At 66.7% G+C, this 16,516-nt stretch carries 18 protein-coding genes and 2 tRNA genes; 11 read left to right on the top strand and 9 right to left on the bottom strand.

What is annotated here, in order from left to right:
* Positions 1-211: 211 nt before the first annotated feature.
* The 4 genes from ABZV44_RS16460 to ABZV44_RS16445 all read right to left on the bottom strand — a co-directional run bounded on the left by ABZV44_RS16460 (position 212) and on the right by ABZV44_RS16445 (position 6,669).
* On the bottom strand, positions 212-1,351 hold the full coding sequence (locus ABZV44_RS16460; protein WP_354836748.1) for an acyl-CoA dehydrogenase family protein: 1,140 nt from the start codon (positions 1,349-1,351) through the stop codon (positions 212-214).
* A gap of 33 nt (positions 1,352-1,384) precedes the next feature.
* The gene (locus tag ABZV44_RS16455) at positions 1,385-3,535 is read right to left on the bottom strand and encodes a 3-hydroxyacyl-CoA dehydrogenase NAD-binding domain-containing protein (RefSeq protein ID WP_354836746.1); all 2,151 of its coding nucleotides are present in this window, start codon (positions 3,533-3,535) and stop codon (positions 1,385-1,387) included.
* 31 nt (positions 3,536-3,566) lie between these two features.
* Entirely contained in the window at positions 3,567-4,787 is a 1,221-nt protein-coding gene (locus tag ABZV44_RS16450) for an acetyl-CoA C-acetyltransferase (protein ID WP_354836744.1), read from the bottom strand.
* Positions 4,788-4,866: 79 nt separating this feature from the next.
* Positions 4,867-6,669: a long-chain fatty acid--CoA ligase gene (locus ABZV44_RS16445; RefSeq protein ID WP_354836742.1), complete on the bottom strand. Its 1,803-nt coding sequence runs from the start codon at positions 6,667-6,669 to the stop codon at positions 4,867-4,869.
* Positions 6,670-6,810: 141 nt separating this feature from the next.
* Here ABZV44_RS16445 and ABZV44_RS16440 point away from each other — a divergent pair, with 141 nt between their 5' ends.
* A complete protein-coding gene (locus ABZV44_RS16440; protein ID WP_354836740.1) occupies positions 6,811-8,064 on the top strand; it encodes a helix-turn-helix domain-containing protein in 1,254 nt (417 codons plus the stop codon).
* A 304-nt stretch (positions 8,065-8,368) separates the two neighbouring features.
* Here ABZV44_RS16440 and ABZV44_RS16435 read toward each other — a convergent pair whose 3' ends face one another.
* Positions 8,369-8,524 (bottom strand): DUF6131 family protein, encoded by a 156-nt coding sequence (locus tag ABZV44_RS16435; protein ID WP_354836738.1) that lies wholly within the window; start codon positions 8,522-8,524, stop codon positions 8,369-8,371.
* Positions 8,525-9,178: 654 nt separating this feature from the next.
* On the opposite strand from ABZV44_RS16435, the gene ABZV44_RS16430 reads away from it, so the two are divergent.
* The 10 genes from ABZV44_RS16430 to ABZV44_RS16385 are packed head-to-tail and all read left to right on the top strand — an operon-like array spanning position 9,179 to position 14,389.
* A complete protein-coding gene (locus tag ABZV44_RS16430) occupies positions 9,179-9,784 on the top strand; it encodes a hypothetical protein (RefSeq protein WP_354836736.1) in 606 nt (201 codons plus the stop codon).
* Positions 9,785-9,801: 17 nt separating this feature from the next.
* On the top strand, positions 9,802-10,923 hold the full coding sequence (locus ABZV44_RS16425) for an SRPBCC family protein (RefSeq protein WP_354836734.1): 1,122 nt from the start codon (positions 9,802-9,804) through the stop codon (positions 10,921-10,923).
* Positions 10,920-11,324: a gas vesicle protein GvpJ gene (gene gvpJ / locus ABZV44_RS16420; protein WP_354836732.1), complete on the top strand. Its 405-nt coding sequence runs from the start codon at positions 10,920-10,922 to the stop codon at positions 11,322-11,324. The genes ABZV44_RS16425 and gvpJ (ABZV44_RS16420) overlap by 4 nt, the downstream gene beginning before the upstream one ends.
* Entirely contained in the window at positions 11,324-12,085 is a 762-nt protein-coding gene (locus tag ABZV44_RS16415; protein ID WP_354836730.1) for a GvpL/GvpF family gas vesicle protein, read from the top strand. Before gvpJ (ABZV44_RS16420) ends, ABZV44_RS16415 begins: the two co-directional genes overlap by 1 nt.
* Positions 12,086-12,088: 3 nt before the next feature.
* Positions 12,089-12,340, top strand: coding sequence for a gas vesicle protein GvpG (locus tag ABZV44_RS16410; protein WP_354836728.1), 252 nt, complete (start codon positions 12,089-12,091; stop codon positions 12,338-12,340).
* A gap of 5 nt (positions 12,341-12,345) precedes the next feature.
* Positions 12,346-12,681 carry a gas vesicle protein GvpO gene (gene gvpO / locus ABZV44_RS16405; protein ID WP_354836726.1) on the top strand — a complete coding sequence of 112 codons (336 nt, stop codon included), beginning with the start codon at positions 12,346-12,348 and terminating at the stop codon, positions 12,679-12,681.
* Positions 12,678-13,064 (top strand): gas vesicle protein GvpJ, encoded by a 387-nt coding sequence (gene gvpJ / locus ABZV44_RS16400; RefSeq protein WP_354836724.1) that lies wholly within the window; start codon positions 12,678-12,680, stop codon positions 13,062-13,064. The genes gvpO and gvpJ (ABZV44_RS16400) overlap by 4 nt, the downstream gene beginning before the upstream one ends.
* 20 nt (positions 13,065-13,084) lie before the next feature.
* On the top strand, positions 13,085-13,855 hold the full coding sequence (locus tag ABZV44_RS16395; protein ID WP_354837068.1) for a GvpL/GvpF family gas vesicle protein: 771 nt from the start codon (positions 13,085-13,087) through the stop codon (positions 13,853-13,855).
* Positions 13,852-14,085: a gas vesicle protein gene (locus ABZV44_RS16390; RefSeq protein WP_354836722.1), complete on the top strand. Its 234-nt coding sequence runs from the start codon at positions 13,852-13,854 to the stop codon at positions 14,083-14,085. Before ABZV44_RS16395 ends, ABZV44_RS16390 begins: the two co-directional genes overlap by 4 nt.
* The gene (locus tag ABZV44_RS16385; protein ID WP_354836720.1) at positions 14,078-14,389 is read left to right on the top strand and encodes a gas vesicle protein K; all 312 of its coding nucleotides are present in this window, start codon (positions 14,078-14,080) and stop codon (positions 14,387-14,389) included. Before ABZV44_RS16390 ends, ABZV44_RS16385 begins: the two co-directional genes overlap by 8 nt.
* Before the next feature lie 358 nt (positions 14,390-14,747).
* On the opposite strand, the gene ABZV44_RS16380 is transcribed toward ABZV44_RS16385, so the two are convergent.
* From ABZV44_RS16380 to ABZV44_RS16365, 4 genes are all read right to left on the bottom strand, one after another.
* Positions 14,748-14,819, bottom strand: a tRNA-Val gene (locus ABZV44_RS16380).
* A 16-nt stretch (positions 14,820-14,835) separates the two neighbouring features.
* A tRNA-Gly gene (locus tag ABZV44_RS16375) sits at positions 14,836-14,911 on the bottom strand.
* Between the two features lie 114 nt (positions 14,912-15,025).
* On the bottom strand, positions 15,026-15,895 hold the full coding sequence (locus ABZV44_RS16370; RefSeq protein WP_354836718.1) for a DMT family transporter: 870 nt from the start codon (positions 15,893-15,895) through the stop codon (positions 15,026-15,028).
* A 90-nt stretch (positions 15,896-15,985) separates the two neighbouring features.
* The gene (locus ABZV44_RS16365; RefSeq protein WP_354836716.1) at positions 15,986-16,477 is read right to left on the bottom strand and encodes a MarR family transcriptional regulator; all 492 of its coding nucleotides are present in this window, start codon (positions 16,475-16,477) and stop codon (positions 15,986-15,988) included.
* Positions 16,478-16,516: the final 39 nt, after the last annotated feature.

The raw sequence follows: 16,516 nt of genomic DNA, 5'->3' as shown, positions 1-16,516 counted from the left end.
GGAGTGGCTCAGGTGAGGAGACTCGGTGGGCAGCGGTGCCCCGACGGCAGGCGCATGCTCCGACTGGTGCCCGAGGTGCCGCTGAGACCGCTCGACCAGCTGTTCGAGCAACAGCGCGCCGAGTTGGCGCACGACGGCGAGGATCACTTGGTTGGCGGACCACTGATGACGCCAACCAGATGGTCCTCGCCGGCCTATGCGTCAGGCGTCGTCACCGGGTGTACAGATCGCGGGCGATGATCATCTTCTGGATCTGCGGTGTGCCGTCACCGATCTGGTAGCCCGACACGTCGCGCAGCATGGCCTGCAACGGCATTTCCTCGGACCAGCCGATGTGGCCGTGCAGGACGACACAGTCGTTGATGGCGGCCATCGCGACCTGTGGAGCCCACCATTTGAGCATCGCCGCCTGAGCGGTGTGCGGCTGGCCGGCCATGCGCAAGCCGAGGGTCTGGTAGGCCAGCGCCCGGACCGCGGTGATGTAGGTGTTGTGCTCGGCCAGCGGGAACTGCACACCCTGGTTCACGGCCAACGGCTGCCCGAAGGTGGTGCGCTGCTGGGTGTATTCCACGGTCATGTCGAGGGCGCGCTGCGCGGTGCCGATCACCATGAGCCCGATCAGGGTCCTGGTGAGGTCGAATTCGCGCATGATCCCGTGGAAGCCGGTGCCCGGTTCCATCATCACGGCGGAGTCGGGCACGAAGGTGCCGTCGAAGGTGAGCGCGCCGCGGCCGATGGCCTTGCAGCCCGGGTCGTGGAAGGCCTGGCGTGCGATCGTCGGATCGTCGAGCGGCACCACGAAGGCGCCGATTCCCTTGGCGCGCTTGCCCGGATCGGTCTGCGCGATGACAACGGCGACGTCGGCGTGCGGGGCCTGGGTGATGGAGGACTTCTCCCCGTACAGTTTCCAGCCGCCCTCCACCCGCTCGGCGCGGCAGGTCAACGCGGAGGCGTCGGAACCGGTGCCGGGTTCGGTGAGCGCGGTGCAGCCGATGGCCTCGCCGGAGATGAGTTTGGGCAGCCACTCCTCGCGCACCGCCGCCGGGGCGTGTGCGGCGAAGAAGCTGGTCTGCACATTGACGAAGAAGTACGCCAAGGCCATGGTCGAGCAGGCGTAGCCGATTTCTTCGGCGGCGATCCCGAGGGCGAGCAGGTCCGCGCCCTGTCCGCCGTACTCCTCCGGCACCGCCAATGCGGTGAGACCCGCGGCGGCCAGCTCCCGCAGCTCCGCGCGCGGGTATTCCGTGCTCGCGGCCCGTTGCAGCTGGCCGGGAATGAACTTCTCGCGGGCGAATTTGCGGATGTTGTCGCGGAAGACGAGGTGATCCTCGTCGAGGATGAACGCGTTCATGATGGGTCCGATCTGGTTGCGGAAGTAGGTGATTCAGCGGCCGACGAGGCTGCCGGTCTCGGCGGCGGCGACCAGCGAGGCGGACGGGGCGAAGCGGGGGCCGTAAGCCCAGGCGAGTTCACGGGCGCGGGCGACGAATCCGGCGGGGCCGCCGGGGTAGGTGTTGATGAACGACAATGCGCCGCCGGTCCCGGCCGGGAATCCACCCATCACCGACCCGACGTTGGCCGTGGTCGCGGATTCGACGATGCCTTCCTCGAGGCAGGCGGCCACCTCCAGCGCGATCCGGAACAGGTAGCGGTCGCGCAGATCCTGGAACGGAATGTGCCGGGCAGCTCCGAACGCCTCGCGCAAGCCCGGCCACAGCCCGAGGCGCTTGCCGTCGGCGTAGTCGTAGAAGCCCGCGCCGGCGGCGCGGCCCAGGCGCCCGAATTCGTCGACCATGCGGACCACGACGCCCTGGCCGGCGGTGCGTTTGTCCGCGCTACCCGCCGCGGCTTCCCGGTCGGCGATGATCTGCCGCGACAGCGACAGGCTTACCTGGTCGAGCACCAGCAGCGGCTGGGTCAGCATGCCGTTCTGCAGCGCCGCCTGTTCGATGGAAGTGGCGGGCACGCCGTCGGCCACCATCTCGCACGCCTCGAACGTGGCCGCCATGAACAAGCGCGTCAGGTAGAAGCCGCGACCATCGTTGACCACGATCGGCGTCTTGTTGATCAGCCGGACCGCGTCGATGGCGCGCGACACCGTTTCCCGGTTGGTCAGAGCACCTTTGACCACCTCGACCATCGGCATCCTGTCCACCGGTGAGGAGAAGTGCATGCCGATGAACGCCTCCGGCCGGGTGACTCCCTCGGCGAGTCCGGAGATCGGGATCTGCGAGGTGTTCGACGCGAGCAGCGCGCTGCCGTCGAGGACCGGCTCGACCTGCGCGTAGGTCTTCTTCTTCAGTTCGGGGTCCTCGAACACGGCCTCGATCATCAGATCCGCACCGGCGAGGTCGGCGTCGTCGGCCGTCGGGGTGATGCGGGCGAGCAGATCGTCGGCGCGCTGCTGGGTCCAGCGGCCCTTGGCGACCGCGGCCTCGACCAGCGTGTGCGAGTACGCTTTGCCGTGTTCGGCGGCCTCCAGCGAGATGTCCTTGAGGGCTACGGCCACACCGGCTCTGGCGTATTCGTAGGCGATACCCGCGCCCATCATGCCCGCACCGATCACCGCCACCTTGGTCGGACGGAAAGGCGCCAGCCCGGCGGGCCGGTCGGTGTTCCGGTTCGCCTGCTGCAGGTCGAAGAACGCCTGAATCCCGTTGGCGGTCAGCGGGTTCAACGCCAGGTTGGCCACATACCGGGTCTCGATCGCGGACGCTGCGGTGAAGTCGACGAGGCTGCCCTCGACCGCGGCGGCGATCAGGTTGCGCGGGGCCGGCAGATCGGCTCCCTTGAGCTGCTTGCGCACGCTCGCCGTCAGGGCCAGTACCTGCTGCGACAGTTCGGCTCCGTTGGGCAGGCCGCCCGGCAGCGTGTAGCCCTTGCGGTCCCACGGCTGGACCGGAGCCGGGTTGGCTGCGATCCACGCCCGTGCGGCGGGCAGCAGTTCGGCGTCGGTGTCGACCACCTCGTCGACCAGCCCGGCCGCGAGCGCTTCGTGTGGGCTGAACTTGGTGCCCTTCAACAGAACGTTCGTCAACGCGCCGGCCAAGCCGAACATGCGCACGGTGCGCACCACGCCGCCCGCGCCGGGAATCACACCGAGGTTCACTTCGGGCAAGCCGATCTGAATTCCTGGACGGTCCACAGCAATTCGGTGATGTGTGGCCAACGCGAGTTCGAGGCCACCGCCGAGCGCGGTGCCGTTGATCGCGGTCACGACGGGCTTGCCCAGGCGCTCCAGCCGACGCAGCAGCGCCTTCGCCCCGTCGAAGAAGGCGGCGATCTGTACCGCGTCCGCGCTCTGGAACAGTGGCCCGACCTCCTTGAGATCCGCTCCGGCGCTGAAGATTTCCTTACCGGAGGTGATCACGACACCCGCGTAGGTCTCCCGTTCGGCCTCCAGGCGGTCCACGGTGACGGCCAGCGACTGCCGGAAGGCGGCATTCCAGGTGTTGGCGGTCTGGGAGGGGTCGTCGATGGTCAGTACCACGATGCCGTCCGCGCCGAGTTCCCAGCCGATGATGTTCTCGCTCATAGTCTTTCCAGTCCTCTCTGGTGTGGGCGGATCAGCTCAGGCGCTCGACGATGGTGGCGATGCCGATGCCGCCGACCGCGCAGAGCGTGACCATCCCGTAGCGTTTGCCGGTGCGCTCGAGTTCGTCGATGACGGTGCCGAGCAGCATGCCGCCGGTCGCGCCCAGCGGGTGCCCCATGGCGATGGCGCCGCCATTGACGTTGATCTTGTCCACGTCGATGTCGAACTGCCGGGCGAAGGTCAGCACCACGGCCGCGAACGCCTCGTTGACCTCGATCAGGTCGATGTCGTCGATGCTCAGTCCGGCCTTGTCCAGCGCCTTGCGGCAGGCCGGGTAGGGGCCGGTGAATCCGATCGACGTGTCGGATCCCGTGACCGCGGTGACCACGATCCGGGCGCGTGGGGTGAGCCCGAATTCCGCACCGACACGGGCGTTTCCGATGGCGAGCAGCGACGCACCGTCCACGATGCCCGAAGAATTGCCCGCGGTGTGCACGTGCTCGATGCGCTCGAGCTCGTGATAGCGCTGCAGCGCGACGGCGTCGAAGCCGCCGTGCTCACCGATCGCCGCGAACGACGGCCGCAACGCGCCCAGCGACTCCACGGTGGCGTCCGGGCGAACCAGTTCGTCGTGGTCGAGCACGACGACGCCGTTGAGATCCGGGACGGGCATCACGGAATCCTTGAACCGGCCTTCGGCCCACGCTCGGGCGGCGTTCTGGTGCGAGCGCGCGGCGAATGCGTCGAGATCGGTGCGGCTGAACCCGTACTTGGCGGCCAGCAGATCCGAGGCCGGTCCCTGCGGAATGATCGGGGTGCGCTGGTAGGCATTGGGATCCGAGGCGACGACCATGCCGCCGTCGGAGCCCATCGGAACCCGGGACATGGATTCGACGCCACCGGCGAGGATGAGGTCCTCCCACCCCGAGGCGATCTTCTGGGCCGCGGTGTTCACCGCTTCGAGTCCCGAAGCGCAGTACCGGTTGAGCTGCACGCCCACGGCGGTCTCGCCCAATCCCGCACGCAGTACCGCCATTTCGGCGATGCCGAAGCCCTGTTCACCGACCGCGCTGACACAGCCCAGGATCACGTCGTCGATCCGGTTCGGGTCGATGCCCTTGTTGCGCCGCAGCAGTTCCCGGATCAGGCCGGTGGCGAGCTCGACCGGCGCGATCGTGTACAGCCCACCGGTCGGCTTGCCCAGACCTCGCGGGGTGCGAATCGCGTCGTACACGAATGCTTCTGTCGTCATTGCTCTCTGTCTTCCGTTCTGTCGCTTCGGATTCGACGCGACGGTTCATACGATTGGAAATGCCTGAGCGGCAGTGCGTTCAGGCCCGGTCGCGCGTGTAGAGCGCATCGATCTCGCCCGCGAATTTCTCGGCGATGACGTTGCGGCGCAGCTTCATCGTGGGAGTGATCTCGTCGCTGCCGGGTTCCCAGACGACCGGCAGCACGGTGTATGCCTTCACCTGCTCGACACGCGACAGTCGAGCGTTGGCGGCGGCGACGGCCGCGTCGAGCCGGCGTCGAATGGCCGGGTGGGCCGCCAGCACCTGCGGCGATCCCTCGATGCCGTGCTCGGCGGCGAACTCGGCCGCCGCCTCGGGCTCCAGGGTGATCAGCGCGGTCACGTACTTGCGCCGATCACCGATGGCCACCACGGATCCGACCAGCGGGCTGGCCGCGCGGATCGTGCTCTCGATATTGGCGGGGGACATGTTCTTGCCCGCGGAATTGATGATCAATTCCTTCTTGCGATCGACGATGGTGACATAACCGTCGGCATCGATGACCCCGACATCGCCGGTGTACACCCAGCCGCCGGCGTCGACGGCCTCGGCGGTGCGGACCGGGTCGTTGCGGTAACCCTTCATCGATCCCGGGGTGCGGACCACCAATTCACCGTCCTCGAGACAGCGAATCTCGACCCGGTTCAGCACCGTGCCGACGGTGCCCACCCGCTGCGCACCCGGACGATTGGACGTCGCCAGACCGATCTCGGACATACCCCACGCCTCGGCCACCGGAATCCCCAGTGCCAGCAGGAATTCCAGGGTCTCGGGAGTGATCGGCGCGGCGCCGCTGTAGGCAATACTCGTCTGGTCCAGACCGATTCGTTCCCGCAGCCGCGCCAACACGAGGCGCTCGGCCAGCAGATACCGCAGCCGCAGCGCCACGGAGATCGATCGGCCCGCGAGATCCGCGGCGACCTTGCGACGGCCGACCTCGAGCGCCCACGCGGCCACCGCACCGCGCCCGCCGGTCTGCTCGGCGAGCGCGGTACGCACCGCCGCCTCGATCTTGTACCAGAGCATCGGCACGGTGACGAACACCGTCGGCCGCACCACCGGCAGCGCGGCCGCGAGGTTCTTGCCGTCGGCCACCGTGTACACCGCCGCACCGGTGACGGCGGGCATGTAGTGGGCAAGCCACCGGTTGAGGGCGTGCGCATCGGGAAGATAGGACACCACCCGCCCACCGCAACCCACAGCGAACTCCGGGATTCCCAGCATCGCTTCGGTGCCGAACATGGCGTTGCGATGCGACATCTCCACGCCCTTCGGCGCCCCGGTGGTGCCGGAGGTGTAGATGATGGTGATCGTGTCATCGGCTTCAACAGCACGCCAACGGGATTCGAAATCGAACTCGGGATCGCCCAGGGCTTCGAGTTCGGCGAGCGTCATGGCGCCCGCCGGGGCGTCATCGAGGCAGATCACGTGCTCGACCCGGCCACCCTCTTGGGCTTCGAGCACACGTGCCAGGAGCTGGGACTCGCACACGACGACGCGATTGCCCGCATTGTCGAACAGGTAGGCGATCTGCGCCGGGGCGCTGGTGTTGTAGACCGAGAACGGGATCGCGCCCAGGTGGTACGCGGCGGTATCGATCAGATGGAACTCGGGGCGGTTGGTGAGCATGATCGCGACCGTGTCACCGCGTCCGACACCGAGGGCCGCCAGCCCTGCGGCGAGCCGGCGCACTCGAGCACCGTATTCACCCCACGTCAACGCGGTCTTGCCGTCGAGTGTGCGCAGCGCGAGATCTCCGGCCCGAGTCGCGCAGGTGTGCTGGAACAGTTCGCACAGCGACTTCGCCTGCGACAGCCGCGAAAGGGTGTCTGTAGTGCTCATGACGGTCAGTGTGCTGTCATGCGCGAATGGGACGCTTGTACCGTGGATCACAAAGCGACCGGCCGCAGTTGTGCCGCCGCCGCAGTCTGTAATGTGCCACGGCCGCCATCTGTACATCGACGTACGCCGGGAGAAATTGATATGCGTCAACCCCGTGACCTCGTTGCGGAGGCCAGAGCCTGGTTCGAATCCTTCGCCGACCGTGAGGTGGCCGAGCCGGAGTTGAGCACCCTGTCCGGGCGAATGATCGATGCCATCGCCGCCGACGTGCCCGAGATCGGATCCGACGCCGCGCTCCGACAGGAACTTCGGGTCGCCGTGCACGACGGAGTCGGCGCGTACTTCAGCCAGGGGCCGCACGAACGTCCCGGCGATATCCACCTGCCCAACGCCGCCAAGGCCCTGGGCCGCGCACTGGCCCAGCGCGGCTACGACATCGCACTGCTGCAACGCTGCTACCGGACCCTGCAACGCATCAGCTGGGCCGAGATCATGACCTCCGCCTGCCGTGAGATCACCGATCCGGAGTTGTTGCCGGTGGTGCTGGATCTACGGTGGGATCACTTGAGTCGCACCATATCCGGTGCTACCGAGCGCGCTGAAATGGCCTTTCTGGACGAGACGCGGCGGCAAGCGAGCAGCGCGCTGACCCGCAGGCGCGAGCTCGTCGAGGCAATCCTGCACGAGGACAGGGTCGATATCGAGCGCAGCACACGGCAACTCGGGCACAACCTCTACATCCAGCAGACCGGCCTGATCATCTGGACTCTGGACCGCACCGAGGACGACGTCACCGCGATGCTGGAGACACTGGCGATCGACATCGCGACCGGCCTCGGCGCTCCACGTCCGCTGATGCTGCCCGCCGGCGGCCGGATGCTCTGGGCCTGGCTGGCCACACCGGAAGTGCCCGACCTCCGGAAGATCGCTCACCTGAAGGCATTTCAGCAGCGTCAACCGATCGTTCAGCTGGCCGCCGGGGTCCCCGCGACCGGAGTGGAAGGATTCCGTGTCAGCCACCAGGAAGCCCTGCGGGCCTACCGGATCGCGGCGGAGACCGAGCCCGCGCCGGTCACCCTGTACCGCGATGTCGAACTCGTCAGCTGTCTGGCCGCCGACATCGCCGCGCTGTCGCGGTTGGTGCGCCGCGAACTGGGCGGCCTCGCAGAGCGGGGCGAGGCCACCGCACGGCTGCGCGATACCGCCCTGGTCTACCTCGAACAAGGCAGTATGGCCAAGGCCGCCGAATCACTGGGCGTGCACAAGAACACAGTGCTCTACCGGATGCAGCAGGTCGAGGAATTACTGCCGCAGCCGCTCGACGAACACAAGATGGCCTTGGAGGTCGCTCTCCGGGTAGTGGCCACCCTCGGTGAACGGGTGCTCCCGCACTGAAGACCGATCGGCTTCGGTACGAAAGCCGATGGCCGTCAATAGTTCATGTTGAGTTCACGACGGTAGAAGGGCCCGGCGGGAACCGGGCCTGATCCGGTCGAATTCTGGTGCGCGATACCGAGATTGAACCAGTGACGCGCACGCCGGTCGCGCCACGGCGTCCCGGTCCGCACCGGCCCGGGATCAACCGGGCATCTTCCAGTGATGGACCGATCTGTGCACGAGGCCGAGTGCCGTCGACCCTGAGAGTGTGAGTCGACGGCGGTGACGGCCACCGGATCAGAGCGCAAACGCGATCCAGGGGTCAGTAATAGTGACTTCGGCCGCCGACGGCGTGACCCGCCATCCCCAACAGCATCAACGCGAGGCCGATGAGGAGGACAACGATTCCGATGGTCCAGAGGATCGGGACGCTGAAAATGAACCCGACGATAAGAAGGATGATTCCGAGAACGATCATGGTCAGCTACCTGGTTTCGCTGCTGTACTGGAAGGGCCTTTGAAACCCTCCGTTGCTGATGCTGGTATCGATCGTGTGCGCAATGCCGGCATGCGTCACCGCGCCCACCCAATCCCGCTGTTCCAGTAGGCGCCTCAGGCCCAGGAGCGGCCGTGATCACGGCCCCTCTTCTCGAAGGCTCCCGGCCTACTTCAGCGGTCTCCTGGCGGATAACCCGGATTCGGACAGTTAAACAACGCCGTTGATAGGGCGCACCTGTCTCCTGCTTCTTGTCATCGGACTCCGAGTCCGGACCGTCAGTCCGGATCGACCTTGTCCGCGAGCTCCCAGTCTTTGTCGGTTCGTGAATCCGCCTCGCGGGATGGACCCTCCCGCTGGGCAATTTGCTCGGCCTGCGCCGTCTCGACCCGTCTTCTGCCCTTGCTGCCCGGCTCCCGCCTGCCCCCGCACTCTCACGCTGGCCGAACTCGATTGAAGCCATCCAGATCTTGGCCGATAAGGCGGAGATTGCTGGGTATACGCCAGGTAAGGCCATTCGCAATATGGCCTACCCCGCTCATCGGGGTCTCGACCGATCCGGGGCCGCATCGGTGCAGCGGGAGTCGAGCAAGCAAGGAGTAAGCCATGCAAGGTGGCACAAGAATTGCGATAGGCGTGGGAATCGGCTACGTACTCGGCCGCACACGCAAGATGCGTTTTGCGTTGTCGCTGGCGGGTGCGGCGCTGGCGAAACGATCTTCGGGATTGTCCGGGGAGCTGCTGGGGCGAGGAACTGAATTGCTCAAATCGTCACCTGAGCTGGCGGAGCTCACCGACACCGTTCGCGGCGAGTTGGTGGGTGCGGTCCGGTCGGCCGCGGTGACCGCCGCGAGCAACCGTATCGACGCACTCAACACACGGCTACAGCAGGGCTCAACCATCGTCTCGGATACAGACCGGGACCGTTCGCACGAAACGGATTCCGACGAAGACCAGGACGCCGACGATACCTCCCGAGACGCCGGGGAATCGTCCGCCGGCGAGGACGAGGATCTCGAGGACCGCACCGAGTCCGGAACAGACCACGACGACGAGGAGCGCAGGAAGCAGCCCGCGGCGCGGGCGCGGTCGAGCAGCCCGAGAACCACCCGCGCGCGTAAATCCGGCTCCCGGACCCCGGTTCGTAGGTCCGGATCTTCGGATCGTCAGCCTGCCTCGTCCACGCGACGCCGTAGTCGCGCCGATGCCGACGAAGCGCCCGTGCGCCGCACGAGGAGATGAGATCGATGCCGAAGACGTTGCACGACAAGACCAATGGAGTCGGCAAGCTCGCTGCCGACGCTGTCGGCAAAATTGCGGACACCGCGACCCATGCGGGGGCGAAGGCCGGGAAAACCGCTCGATCGTCCACCCCGACGGGGTTGCTGCAACAATCCGTGCAGAACCTTGCCGGAACCCTGGCCGAACGCGCGGTAGCCGGGTTGTCGGACCGGGCATCGCGAACCGCGGAGCGGCTCACCGACTACGCAGAAGGTAGCGGAGGCAATCTGCTGGCGGCGGTGACCGGGGTGGAGAAACTGGCCGGGGGCGCGTCGCCGTGGCAAGCGGCGATGAGCGGAGGCGTGAGCAAGCTCGGGCACACGGTCCGGGAGACGTTCGAGGGCGTCAAGGAGTCGCTGACCGGCGGCAAGGGCAAGGGCGGCACCACGAAGCTGAAGCTGACCAATATCGTCGAGCACATCGACGTCGGCGTGCCGATCGATCTGGCCTACGACCAGTGGACCCAGTTCGCGGACTTCCCGAAATTCACCAAGAAGCTCGAACAGGTCGAACAGGTCTCCGACGAGAAGCTCAGCTGGACCGGCAAGGTGTTCTGGTCAAGACGAACCTGGGAGTCCACGATCCTCGAGCAGGTGCCGTTCGAGCGGATCGTGTGGCGTTCCAAAGGTGCCAAGGGCTATATCGACGGTGCGGTCACCTTCCACGAGATCACCCCGGATCTCACCCGCATCCTCGTCGTGCTCGCCTACCACCCCGGGGGAGTGTTCGAGAAGACCGCCAATCTGTGGCGCGCGGCAGGCCGCCGATGCCGGCTGGAACTCAAGCACTTCCAGCGCCATGTCATGACCGAGGCTGTGCTGCACAGTGACGACATCGTGGGCTGGCACGGCGAGATCCACGACAGCCAGGTCGTCGAAGACGACGAAACCGCACGGCGCAAGGAATCCGAAGAAGATCGCGCCGATGAAGAAGATGAAGAAACGGAACAGGCCGAGGACGACGAGGCCGACGAGCACGACGAGGATCAGCGCGCCACGGACGAGGAAGAAGAACCAGAGCCGCCTCCCAATCGTTCGGCCGCCCGCCGCAAGAGTCCGGCGGCCCGCCGGTCGCGTGAGCGTGAAGGAGCAAACAGATGACTATCGAACCCGCAGGCGGCGGCGCAACCAGCACGTTGGCTCGGCCGAACTCTTCCAGCCTGGCTGATGTCGTCGACACCATCCTCGACAAAGGCCTGGTCATCGATGCCTTCGCCCGCGTGTCGCTGGTCGGCATCGAACTGGTGACCATCGACGCGCGCGTCGTGGTGGCCAGCGTCGACACGTATCTGCGTTTCGCCGAAGCGGTCAACCGGCTCGAGATCTCGAGCAGTGAGCCCAAGGGCCTGACCGACATCGTCGGCGACGTCACCGAAGGCGCCTCGAAACACAAGACGAAGGGCGCACTCGAGGCGGCCGGCGAGAAGGTCGCGGACTTCCTCGGCGATGTGAACAAGCAGCGTCAGACAGCGCGCAGGCCATCCGAACGTGAGGAGGAGTGATGGCTCCCGGATCAACAGCCGTATACGTCTACGGCATCGTGCCCGCCGACGTCGAGGCCGAACCACACGCCACCGGTGTCGGCGATCCACCGAGTGAAGTCACGGTGGTGCGGCACGGCGCGATCGCCGCGCTGGTCAGCACACTCGAGTCCGACCGGCCACTGGGCACACCCGCAGACCTCACCGCCCATGAAAAACTGCTGGACGGATCGGCCGCCGTCAGTCCGGTGTTGCCGCTGCGGTTCGGGGCGGTCATGACCGACACCGACGCGGTGGAGAACGAACTGCTCGAGGCCAACGAGGACGAATTCCGCGCCGCCCTCGAGGAACTCGAGGGCCGGGTCCAGTTCGTGATCAGAGGACGCTACATCGAAGACGCGATCTTGCGAGAACTCCTCGACGAGAACGCCCAGGCCGCGCAACTGAAAGACGAGATCCGCGGCAAACCCGAAGACGCCACCCGCGACGCGCGAATCGCGTTGGGCGAGCTGATCAATCATGCCATCGAGGCCAAGCGAGCCGAGGACACCGGAAAGGTAATTTCCGAACTCGAGAAACTCGAAGCACTGGTCAACCAGCGTCAACCCAGCCATGAAGAGGACGCCGTCCACCTAGCGGTACTGGTCGAATCGGCCCGGCGAAAAGAGCTGGAGGAAATGGTGCGCCGGCTCATCGCGGACTGGGACGGCCGGGTGGAGCTGAACTTGCTCGGACCGATGGCGGCCTACGACTTCGTCACGAAACGAGCCCCCGAGGACTGAGATATGGGTCTGTTCTCATCGATTTTCTCGCTGCCCCTCGCGCCGGTTCGCGGTGTGATCTGGGTGGGCGAGCTGATCCAGGACCAGGTCGAACGGCAGCTACACGATCCCGCGGCACTACGGAGCGAACTCGAGGAGATCGACAGCGCCGCGGCGCGCGGTGACTTGTCCGCAGAAGAGGCCGAGCAGGCGCAGCGAGCGGCCCTGGATCGCATGACCGGCTCCGGGGCAGGCCCCATCGACCGGAAGGAGTGACTCACGTGGCCCGCGACACCACTTCCAACGACTCGGACAATGTTCACTCGGCATCGAATGAACAACCGGCCCTCACCGCGGCGCAAGCCGCCGCGGTGGCCATCGAACGCCTCGCAGAACTGACTTCCCACGACCTCCAGGGCGTCACGCGCGTGGAACCGACGGCGGATGGTTGGCTCGTGGAGATCGAGGCACTGGAGGATCGCCGCATCCCGCCCTCGGCGGACATCATGGCACTCTACGAGGTGGAGATCGATTTCGACGAGAATCTGCTGGCCAGCCGCAGAATCAAACGCTACACGCGCGGCAGCACCGACATCGAACTCGGGAATCAGCGATGACGGTCGTCGGAGGCGGCTCCTACGCGCCCCAGCCCTACGGGGGTGGGCACCAGTCGACCAACCTTGCCGACATCCTGGAACGGGTCCTCGACAAGGGTCTGGTGATCGCAGGCGACATCCAGGTCAACCTCCTCGATATCGAACTGCTCACCATCAAACTACGGTTGGTGATCGCATCCCTGGAGACGGCCAGGGCAGTGGGCATCGACTGGTGGGAGACCGACCCCTGGCTCAACAGCAAGGCCCACGCGCTGGAACGGAAGGAACCCGACCTCGAACTCGAGAACCGGGAACTCCGAGACCGGATCGCCGAACTGGAGGCGGCAAATGAACACCGTCAACCCATCGAACGCGGCCGCGAGCGGAAAAAAGAACGATCGTGACCGGTGATTTCGCAGTCTGGCTGTACGTGGTGGCACCCCGCCGCGACGGCGTGGCGGAACCGAGCGCACTGACCGGAGTCGCGGGCGAACCGGTGCGGACGGTCGCCGCGGGGGACCTGACAGCAGTCGTCGGCTCGGTGCCGCTGGACGTTTTCGGGGAGCAACCACTACGCCGCAACTTCGAGGATCTCGACTGGCTGGCGGCGACAGCACGAGCACACGACGCGGTCGTATCCGCCATGGTGCGCCGAGGTCCGGCCGTCCCGCTCCGGCTCGCCACCGTCTTCCGCGACGACAATCGCGTGCGTGAGCTGCTCGATGAGCGGCAAGCGGACTTCGACGCCGCCCTGCAGCTGGTGAGCGGCCGTACCGAGTGGGGTGTCAGGGCCTATGGCGATCGTGCTGCCCTCACCGCTGCTGTTGCCGAGGCCAGGTCCGCGGAAGAGGTCGGCACAATGACGCCAGGGGCCGCGTATCTGGCCCGGCGACGCGCGCAATTGTCCGCGCAGGAGAGCGTGGAACGCGATGCGGCAGAGCGCGCCGAGGAGATTCACGTGCGCTTGGTTCACCACGCTGCGGCGGGACGACGCCAGCCGCTGACCGATCCGGCGGTAAGCGGCCGCCGGGACTGGATGCTACTCAACGGGACATACCTCGTAGACGACGACCGCACCGACGACTTCACCACAACCGTCACGACGCTCGGCGCCGAATTCCCAGGCATCCGGCTCGAACTCACGGGCCCCTGGCCGCCGTATTCGTTCGCAGGCCTGACGCGAGGGCCGACATGACTCGGGCCGACTCCACCGTCGACGCCGAGCGCCGCGTCGCACTCGTCGACCTGCTGGACCGAGTGTTGGCTGGTGGCGTGGTCATTTCCGGCGACATCAAACTCGCTATCGCCGACGTCGATCTGGTTCAGATCTCACTACGAGCCCTCATCTCCTCCATCAGCACCCTGTACGCGCCGGTCGGTGCCGTGACGCGCGAGGTACTGGAAGGACCGGCCGGCGATGACTGAATTCGGCGGCATCCCACCGCGAATCGACACCGATCCGGAATCGGTCGAGCGCGGGCTGGTCACCCTGGTCCTCACCTTGGTGGAGCTACTGCGGCAACTGATGGAGCGGCAAGCGCTACGCCGTGTCGATGCGGGCGACCTCACCGATGCCCAGATCGAACGCATCGGCACCACCCTGATGCTGCTCGAACAACGTATGGACGAACTACGCGATCACTTCGGACTCACCCCGGAAGATCTCAATATCGACCTCGGCCCCCTCGGCCCGCTTCTGCCGGACCACCCCGATCGCTCTTTCGAGTGACCTCGATGGGCTAAGCCGTGAAATGCCCTGTGACGCAGTCGAACAGGACTTGGGCTCGAGCGTCACTGGAAGATTGGGGTGCCGAAGTTGGCCTGCGCGCCCAGGACCGACTCCGGCACCATCACCGGACTGCTCGTCTCGGCGCTGGAGAACGTATGGGCGACAATCCGATCCCACCATCCCGATGTGCCCGACGTCGTGCCGGTAGTGGGGTCCGGCTCGATGGTGGCAGTGACGGGCGAACCTGAGAGCCGGGCCCTCAGTTCAGATCGAGCTCACCGACCTCGGTTCATATTGAGTTCACGACAGCAGAGAGGCCCGGCGGGAACCGGGCCTGATCTGGTCGAACTCTGGTGCGTGCGCGATACTGGGATTGAACCAGTGACCTCTTCCGTGTCAGGGAAGCGCTCTCCCGCTGAGCTAATCGCGCCGAAAAAAATCCCCCGTGGAGCGGATGACGGGATTCGAACCCGCGACCCTCACCTTGGCAAGGTGATGCGCTACCAGCTGCGCTACATCCGCGTGCTCGCCCGGCCTTGTGGGCCGATTGGCTTGCGGGACAGAACATTAGCCTATGGGTGGGTGGTCAATGCAAATCGCCAGGAAAACGGGGGATTTCGGGCGTGGCGGCGATGGTCAGTCGGTGGCGGGCCGGGGTTGGGCGGGGACGGCCTGGGCGCGGGAGAGGCGCACCGCCGCAACGCACATGACGACGACCGACGCGGCGACGAAGGCGGTGCCGACGGGGCCGGAGCGCAGCCGCTCGCCGAGGACCGTCATGCCGAGGAAGGCCGCGCCCAGCGGTTCGGCCACGGTGAAGGCGGGCAGCGAGGCCGACAGTGGGCCGACCTGATAGCCGCGCTGTTGCACGTACAGGCCGAGCATGCCGCACCCGGCCAGCACGTAGAGCTCCCAGCTGGTCAGTGCGGTGCCGATGCCGACCCGGAACAGCTGGGTGACATTCTCGGTGAGAGCGGCGGAGATGCCGAAGAGCAGACCCGCGGCCGTGCCCAGCAGCAAGGCTTGCAGGGTCGGCACCCGCACGGTGGTTGCCACCGCGATGCCGGCGACAATCGCACCCAGCGTCAACCCCAGCGGCAGCATCCATCGATGCCAGGGCGCCTCGGTCACCCCCTGGGTCGGGTCCCCGACCACCAGGAAGCAGGCCAGCGCGATCGACAGCGCCGCCGCCTGCATCCACATCACCGCCGTCACCCGACGGCCGCTGTAGTGCGCGGCCAGCGGCAACGCGAACACCAGCGCCGTCACCAGGATCGGCTGGACCACCAGCACCGAGCCCAGCGCCAGCGCCGCCACCTGGAACGCGAAACCGCCCGCGTCCCCGATCAAACCCGCCAGCCACCGCGGATTCCGAATCAACTTGGCGACCAGCGCATCCCCTTCGGGCACATCCGCCGCGGCCCGCTGCTGCGCCACCGCCGACACCGCGAACAAGATCGCACCGATGAACGCGCAGATCATCGCTGCCACAGGTAGGTTTCCCACCCGGCCAGTCTGCCCGATCAGCCTATGCTGGTCGGCCGCCAGGGCCCCGCTACCAGCGGAATGTGAGGCGGTCGATAAGCAGGGCAGCCGTCAGCGGTCGATTTCCTCGGCCCAGGCTTGCAGGCCGGCCAGGAAGCCCCGGCGTTCCTCGGCGCCGAGCCGGGACATCGCGCGCAGCAGGGCGTCGGAGCGCCGGTTGATGAAGGTGGCCACATCGTCGCGGCGGTCGTCGGGGAGCGACAGCAGGGTGCGGCGATTGTCGTCCGGGTCGTTGTGGCGTTGCAGCCAGCCGGCCCGATTCAGTTCTCCCGCAAGCTGACTCGCGTTGGTGAGGCTGATGCCGAGGCGACGGGCCAGCTCGCTCACGCTGATGCTGCCCGCGGCCAGCACCTGGGCCAGGGCCGCGCCGTGGCGATTGCCCAGCCCGTCCGCCTCGAAGGACGTGCGCAGGGTCGAGGGCATATCGCCGTGGGCGCGGCGGAAATGCGTGGCGATGAGCGGCGCCAGCGCCTCGAGCCGCCGCCGCTCCTCGGCGCTCACCGGTGCGCCCGCGGTGTCCGCCGCTCGCGGTGAACGAGGCACGAACCCTCCGATCGATGTCGAACCGCTGTCTTGACAGAG

The sequence above is a fragment of the Nocardia sp. NPDC004860 genome, assembly GCF_040609015.1.
Classification (GTDB): domain Bacteria; phylum Actinomycetota; class Actinomycetes; order Mycobacteriales; family Mycobacteriaceae; genus Nocardia.
The sequence above is the reverse complement of the archived record's forward strand: the minus strand, read 5'-3'. Positions and strand labels throughout refer to the sequence as shown.